Origin of the sequence: Streptomyces hygroscopicus subsp. hygroscopicus (assembly GCF_001553455.1) — a bacterium.
Taxonomy (GTDB): Bacteria; Actinomycetota; Actinomycetes; order Streptomycetales; family Streptomycetaceae; genus Streptomyces; species Streptomyces hygroscopicus.
The window spans coordinates 1-6,385 of sequence record NZ_BBOX01000390.1 but is presented as its reverse complement, the minus strand read 5'-3'; the positions used below and the strand labels follow the sequence as shown (position 1 = coordinate 6,385).

5 protein-coding genes are annotated in these 6,385 nt (G+C 71.3%); 1 reads left to right on the top strand and 4 read right to left on the bottom strand.

Annotated features, from left to right (window positions below; translation table 11 throughout):
* Together AXW62_RS32970 and AXW62_RS32965 are read right to left on the bottom strand one after the other, a co-directional pair.
* On the bottom strand, window positions 1–180 hold a 180-nt coding region (locus AXW62_RS32970; RefSeq protein ID WP_502688787.1), incomplete at its 3' end, for a type II toxin-antitoxin system antitoxin.
* A complete protein-coding gene (locus AXW62_RS32965) occupies window positions 177–1,136 on the bottom strand; it encodes an SPFH domain-containing protein (RefSeq protein ID WP_060947706.1) in 960 nt (319 codons plus the stop codon). The genes AXW62_RS32965 and AXW62_RS32970, both read right to left, overlap by 4 nt.
* Before the next feature lie 238 nt (window positions 1,137–1,374).
* Between AXW62_RS32965 and AXW62_RS32960 the strand changes: the two genes are divergently transcribed.
* Complete coding sequence (locus tag AXW62_RS32960; protein WP_060947705.1) at window positions 1,375–3,609, top strand: transglycosylase domain-containing protein; 2,235 nt, start codon at window positions 1,375–1,377, stop codon at window positions 3,607–3,609.
* Between the two features lie 158 nt (window positions 3,610–3,767).
* On the opposite strand, the gene AXW62_RS32955 is transcribed toward AXW62_RS32960, so the two are convergent.
* Window positions 3,768–4,250: a hypothetical protein gene (locus tag AXW62_RS32955; RefSeq protein WP_060947704.1), complete on the bottom strand. Its 483-nt coding sequence runs from the start codon at window positions 4,248–4,250 to the stop codon at window positions 3,768–3,770.
* 282 nt (window positions 4,251–4,532) lie between these two features.
* Window positions 4,533–6,385, bottom strand: a 1,853-nt coding sequence (locus tag AXW62_RS32950; protein ID WP_060947703.1) for a SpoIIE family protein phosphatase, incomplete at its 5' end; no start/stop codon positions are given.

Below are 6,385 nucleotides of genomic sequence, written 5' to 3'. Positions count from 1 at the left end.
GGGCAGCCGGCCCGCGTCCGCGAGCGCCTTGCGCAGCAGGAACTCGATCTGCGCGTTGGCGCTGCGCAGTTCGTCGTTGGCCCAGCGCGCGAGGGCGTCGTGGACGGCCGGGTCGAGCCGCAGCAGCATCTTCTTGCGCTGCCGCGGCTGTCGTGCCTTCCGTTCGCCGCTGTCCGTCACTGGTACAGCGTGCCGGTGTTCAGGACGGGCTGCGGGGCGCGGTCCCCGCACAGCACCACCATCAGATTGCTGACCATGGTGGCCTTGCGCTCCTCGTCCAGCGCCACGATCTCCTCCTCGGTGATCCGGGCCAGCGCCGCCTCGACCATGCCGACCGCGCCGTCCACGATCTGCCGGCGCGCGGCCACCACCGCGCCCGCCTGCTGGCGCTGGAGCATCGCGGAGGCGATCTCCGGGGCGTAGGCGAGGTGGGTGAAGCGCGATTCGATGATGCGGACCCCGGCCGCCTCGACCCGGGCGTGCAGTTCGACGGCGAGCTTCTCGGTGATCTCCTCGGCGTTGCCGCGCAGCGAGAGAGCGTCCTCCTCGTGCGCGTCGTACGGGTACTCGATGGCGATGTGCCGCACCGCGGCCTCGGTCTGGGTGGCGACGAACTCCAGGAAGTCGTCCACCTCGAACATCGCCTGGGCGGTGTCCTCGACCTTCCAGACGACGACCGCGGCCAGCTCGATGGGGTTGCCGTAGGCGTCGTTGACCTTGAGCACCGCGGTCTCGTGGTTGCGCACCCGGGTGGAGATCTTCTCGCGGCTGGTGAGCGGGTTCACCCAGCGCAGCCCGTCGGTGCGGATGGTGCCGCGGTAGCGGCCGAAGAGCTGGACCACCCGGGCCTCGCCGGGCGCGATCGTGTTGAGGCCGCACATGGTGAGGATCGCGGCGATGATCACCACGATGCCGGAGACGATCAGCAGCGTGGACCAGGTGCCCTTGTGCTCGGAGGCGACGGCGGCCCCCGCGAGGATCAGCCCGACGCCGCCCGCGAGCCCGAGCAGGCCCCCGAGCAGGGCGAGCCCGCCGCTGACGTTGTGCGCGGGCCGCTCCCGCACCCGCGGCTCCGGGAGGGAGGGTATGTCGGCCTTGTCGGTGTCGGTGCCGTCGGTGGAGATGGTGTCGGCCATGGTGGGCTCCCCGTTTCCGTTCGGTGGTGGGTCCGGTCCTTCCGGACGAGGACCTATCAAAGTGATAGCACATTAAGCGTTCCTGGCAACCCTTTGGGCCCGTAAGCCGTCAGTTCCCGTGGGGCGGGTGCTCTTTGTCACCTTCGGAAAAAGCGAGATCGATGAGTATTTGAGGGGTGTTGCGGTGTTAGCTTCATGAGCTGGCCTGGGGGGTTCATGAACTGGAGCGGCGGGAGCGATGGGTAGAGCGGAAGAGCGACGCGCGCGGCAGAAGAGCGCTCGCAGAGCCAAGCGGGCGGCGAAGGCGGGGGGCATACGCCGCTTCTTCACCTGGAAGTGGCTGCTCGGCTATGTCCTGGGGCTCGGTGTGCTGTGCGTCGGGGCGTTCTTCGTCCTCTATCTGCTGGTGAGCGTCCCTCCGGCCAACGCCGTGGCCAAGGCGGAGGCCAACATCTACAAGTACAGCGACGGCACGATCATGGCGAAGACGGGCGACGTCAACCGTGAGTCCGTACCGCTGTCCAAGATCCCCAAGAAGGTGCAGCACACCTTCGTCGCCGCCGAGAACAAGGACTTCTACAGCGACTCCGGCGTCTCGTTCACCGGCACCGCCCGCGGCCTGATCAACACCGCGCTGGGCCGGGGCAAACAGGGTGGTTCGACCATCACCCAGCAGTACGTCAAGAACTACTACCTCAGCCAGGAACAGACCGTCAGCCGCAAGCTGAAGGAACTGGTCATCTCGCTCAAGGTCGACCAGCAGAAGTCCAAGGACTACATCCTGGCGGGCTACATCAACACCAGCTACTACGGCCGCGGCGCCTACGGCATCCAGGCCGCCGCCCGCGCGTACTACGACAAGGACGTCGAGGACCTCACCGTCGAACAGGGCGCCTACCTCGCGTCGGTGCTCCAGGCCCCCAGCCAGTACGACTGGGCGGCGGCGGGCCCCAACGGCAAGCGGCTGGTGAAGGCCCGCTGGAACTACGTACTCGACAACATGGTGGAGAAGCACTGGCTGAGCGCGGCCGAGCGGAAGGGCATGAAGTTCGACGTCCCGGTCGCCCCGCGCCCCATCCCCGGACGCGACGGCCAGCCCGGCTACTTCATCGATGCCGCCAACAAGGAGCTGGTCAAGGCCGGGGTCGCGGAGAACGAAATCGAGGCCGGCGGCTGGACGATCACCCTCAACATCGACAGGAAGAAGCAGAAGGCGCTGGAGAAGGCGGTCCGCACCGAGCTGACCGACAAGCTGGACCCCGAAAAGCGCGCGGTGGACAAGCACGCCCAGGTCGGCGCGGTCTCGGTGGACCCCAAGACCGGCGGTGTGGTGGCGATGTACGGCGGCGCGGGCTACACCAAGCACTATTTCAACAACGCCACCCGTGAGGACTACCAGCCCGCCTCCACCTTCAAGCCGCTGATCCTGGCCTCGGCGCTGGAGAACGGCTCCACCACGCAGGACGGCACACCGATCACGGCGAGCACGGTCTACGACGGCACCAGCAGACGGCCGGTCAAGGGCTCCACGACCGGCTTCGCCCCGCCGAACGAGGACAACAAGTCCTACGGCCCCATCTCCGTCCAGAAGGCCATGAACAACTCCGTGAACTCCGTCTTCGCGCAGATGGCGGTGGACGTGGGCCTGGACAAGGTGAAGGACACCGCCGTCGACCTCGGCATGAACGAGAACGCGGGCGGCTTCGACGTACGCCCCGCGATGTCGCTGGGCGTGATGGGCGCCAGCCCGTACGACATGGCCGGGGTCTACGCGACCCTCGACAACCACGGCAAGAAGGTCACCCCGGCGATCGTGAAGGCCGCCGAGAAGGGCGACGAGCGGCCCGAGTTGCCCGATCCGGTCAACGGCCAGGCGATCAGCCGGGGCGCCGCCGACTCCGTCACCTCCGTCCTCACCGGTGTGGTCGACGACGGCACCGGTCAGGCGGTGCGGCAGCAGGGCCAGGCGGTCGCGGGCAAGACCGGCACCTCCGACGACAACAAGTCGGCCTGGTTCTCCGGCTACACCCCCGACCTGGTGACCTCCGTCGGCATGTTCGGCGAGGGCGAGAAGAAGCAGGTCTCGCTGCGGGGCACCGCGGGCGGCGGCCGGGTCAACGGCGGTGACTTCCCGGCCAGGATCTGGGCCGCGTACACCGAGGCCGCGCTGAACGGCGAACGGGCGTCGAAGTTCGACCTGGACACCGACATGGGGGCCGCGGTCAAACCGCCCGCGCCGCCGAGCTCCAGCGACACCGCCTCCGAGTCGCCGTCGTCCAGCCCGTCGGCGAGCGAGTCCGCCAGTGAGTCGCCCTCCTCGTCCCCGACGGCCAGCGAGTCCGCCAGTGAGTCGGCGTCCGCCTCGGCGTCGGCGTCCGCGTCGGACGACGCCTCCCCGAACTCGCCCGACCCGTCGGGTTCGGCCTCCGACGATCCCCCGGGCCTGCTACGCCGCCACCATCCACAGGGCTGACGCGACGGGGCGGGCATGCCGAGAAGGCACGCCCGCCCCGGTGCGTGACGCCGGCGGACCGGAGGGTACGCCGGGTACCGCCCCGGCACCCGCACCCGGAATCGCGCCCCACGCCCCCGACCTTGGCCCCGCGGGTGATGCCGGTGGGGCTCAATGGGTCAGCCCTTCTCCCGTGTTCGCGTGCGCTGCTTATGGTGGAGAAAGGCGGAGATGAGGCCGCAGACGAGCGCGAGCGGCAGCAGGATGGCGATGGCCGGGCTGATGTAGCCGGGGATGATGACGGAGTAGTCCCGGCCGTTCGACGCCTCGCATACGAGCCGCAGCGGGATGAAGTCGCCTCTGAGACCGACCAGGCGCGGTATTCCCCCGGGACGCTGCAGCTCGCACTCCTCGCTCTGGTCCTGGTCGTCGAGGAAGAAGACGTGGAGACATCCCCACAGGTAGAGGGCGAGCGCCGCCGCGACCGTCACCAAGGACACGTCCCGCCATACGGCGAACGGGGTGCGCCGCGGCCGTGCCTGCCGGGTGAGCCGTGAGCACAGGTACAGGGCGATGGCCAGCAGGGCCGCCGTGCCGGCGAGCATGATGGGGAGCAGTACCGAGAAGCTGTGCCCGTGCCAAGGGCTGGCTGCCGTGTTCATGGCCGGTCAGGATTCACGAATGACGCGATGAATGCGTTGTCCTGGTTGCACTTCTGCCACATCGCACACCCGTCTCTTTCGGAGCGAGGGTCGGGGATCTCACCCTCCGGGCACCCCGCGCGGATACGCATTGGTCCGCGACAGGACGCAGGTGCGCCCCGAGATCTTGGCGACGCCGGTGCCGCTGTCGGCCAGCCGGACGACGCCCGGCAGCGAGCCGACCGCGGCGCTCCGCGGCGGCGGGCCGCGGGGCGGGGCGCTACGGTCACCACGGAGGGCCGCTCAGGGCATCGCCAGTTCGAACCAGACGACCTTGCCCGTGGACAGCCGGGTCGCGCCCCAGCGGCGCGCCATCCGGTTCACCAGGTACAGCCCGCGCCCGCCCTCGTCGGACGGGCGGGCCTGGCGCAGCCGGGGCAGTTGCGGGACGTCGTCCCCGACCTCGCAGCGCAGCACGTCGGTGCGCAGCAGCCGCAGCGTGATCGGCCGCTCCGCATAGCGCACCGCGTTGGTCACCACCTCGCTGACCAGCAGCTCCACCGCGTCGGTGAGATCCTCCAGGTCCCAGCGGGCCAGCGCCCGGCGGGTCAGCCGGCGGGCCTGCCCGGCCGTCTGCGCCTTCGGGTCCAGGAACCAGTAGGCGACGTCGCTGGGCGCGATCCCCTCGAAACGGGCCGCGAGCAGCGCCACGTCGTCGTCCCGGTCGCCGGGGCCGAGCATGTCCAGCACCTCGTCGCACAGCGGCTCCAGCGGCGGCGGGTTGGGGCCGGTGAGCCGGGCGGTGGCGGTCAGCCGCTCGCGCAGCTGCTCGATCCCGGTCCACACGTCGCGCATCCGCGATTCGACCAGCCCGTCGGTGTAGAGCATCAGGGTGGCCCCGGCCGGCGCGTCCAGCTCGACCGCCTCGAAGTCGACCCCGCCGACCCCGATCGGCGCCCCCGGCGGCACCCGCAGCACCTCGGCCCGGCCGCCCCGGTGCAGCAGCAGGGGTGGCGGATGGCCCGCGTTGGCCACCACGATGCGGTGCGCGACGGGGTCGTAGACGGCGTAGAGGCAGGTGGCCATGCGGTCGGTGCCCAGCCGCTGGGCCTGCTCGTCGAGGTGGTGCAGCACCTCCTGCGGCGGCAGGTCGAGCCCGGCCAGGGTCTGCGCGGTGGTGCGCAGCTGGCCCATGATCGCGGCGGAGGTCATCGAATGGCCCATCACATCGCCGACCACCAGCGCCACCCGGTTGCCCGGCAGCGGGATCGCGTCGTACCAGTCGCCGCCGACCCGCGCGGTCTCGGCCGCGGGCAGATAGCGGCTGGCCAGCCGGACGCCGGTGGGCTGCGGCAGCGAGTCGGGCAGCATGGTGCGCTGCAACTCGTCGGCGATGTAGACCTCGCGTCCGTACAGCACCGCCTTGTCGACGCCGAGCGCGGTGTGCGTGGCCAGCTGGGCCGCCACCAGCAGATCGTCCGGTTCGAACGGCGGCCGGTCCGGGCGGCGGACGAACACGGCGGCGCCGATCACCCGGCGCCGGCCGCGCATCGGGGCCAGTACGGTGCGCTGACCGGACGCCACGCACGGCCCCTCGCCGAGGAGCTGGGGCAGCGCGGCGCGGGCGGCCTGGGAGTCGCCGAACACCGGCCGCACCCCGCGCAGCACCTCGGCCAGCGGACCGCCCGCCTCCACCTCGCACAGCTCGGCCGCCGGGCCCCCGCCCACGGCGGGCGACAGATCGGACTGCGAGGAGATCAGCGGCAGCCGGCCGCTGTCGGTGTCCGGGTCCAGCGGGATCCGGTCGGTGCGGCGCAGCCGGAGCATCATCGGGCCGACCGGGCGCTCGTCGCCGACCGGCAGCGGATCGCGCAGATAGACCAGGATCGCGTCGGCGAAGGTGGGCACGGTGGCCCGGCACAGGCCCAGCACGATCTCGTCCAGGTCGATGCCCCGGGCGATCCGCCGGGTCGCCGCCCCCACGAAGCGCAGCCGGTCGCCGCTGCGGTCCCGGGCCGTGGCCGCCTCGGCGGCGGCCTCGGGGGCAGCCGCGGGGACGGGCGGCACGGCGGGCGGCACGGTGGGCGCCCCGCCCTCCGGTGTGCTGTAGGCGACCCCCGCCCGCCGCCGCGGCCGCCGCGCGGGCCTCCCCGGGC

Coding starts and splice junctions, on each gene's coding strand:
- AXW62_RS32965 (WP_060947706.1), bottom strand. CDS start 1,136: ATGGCCGACACCATCTCCACCGACGGCACCGACACCGACAAGGCCGAC.
- AXW62_RS32960 (WP_060947705.1), top strand. CDS start 1,375: ATGGGTAGAGCGGAAGAGCGACGCGCGCGGCAGAAGAGCGCTCGCAGA.
- AXW62_RS32955 (WP_060947704.1), bottom strand. CDS start 4,250: ATGAACACGGCAGCCAGCCCTTGGCACGGGCACAGCTTCTCGGTACTG.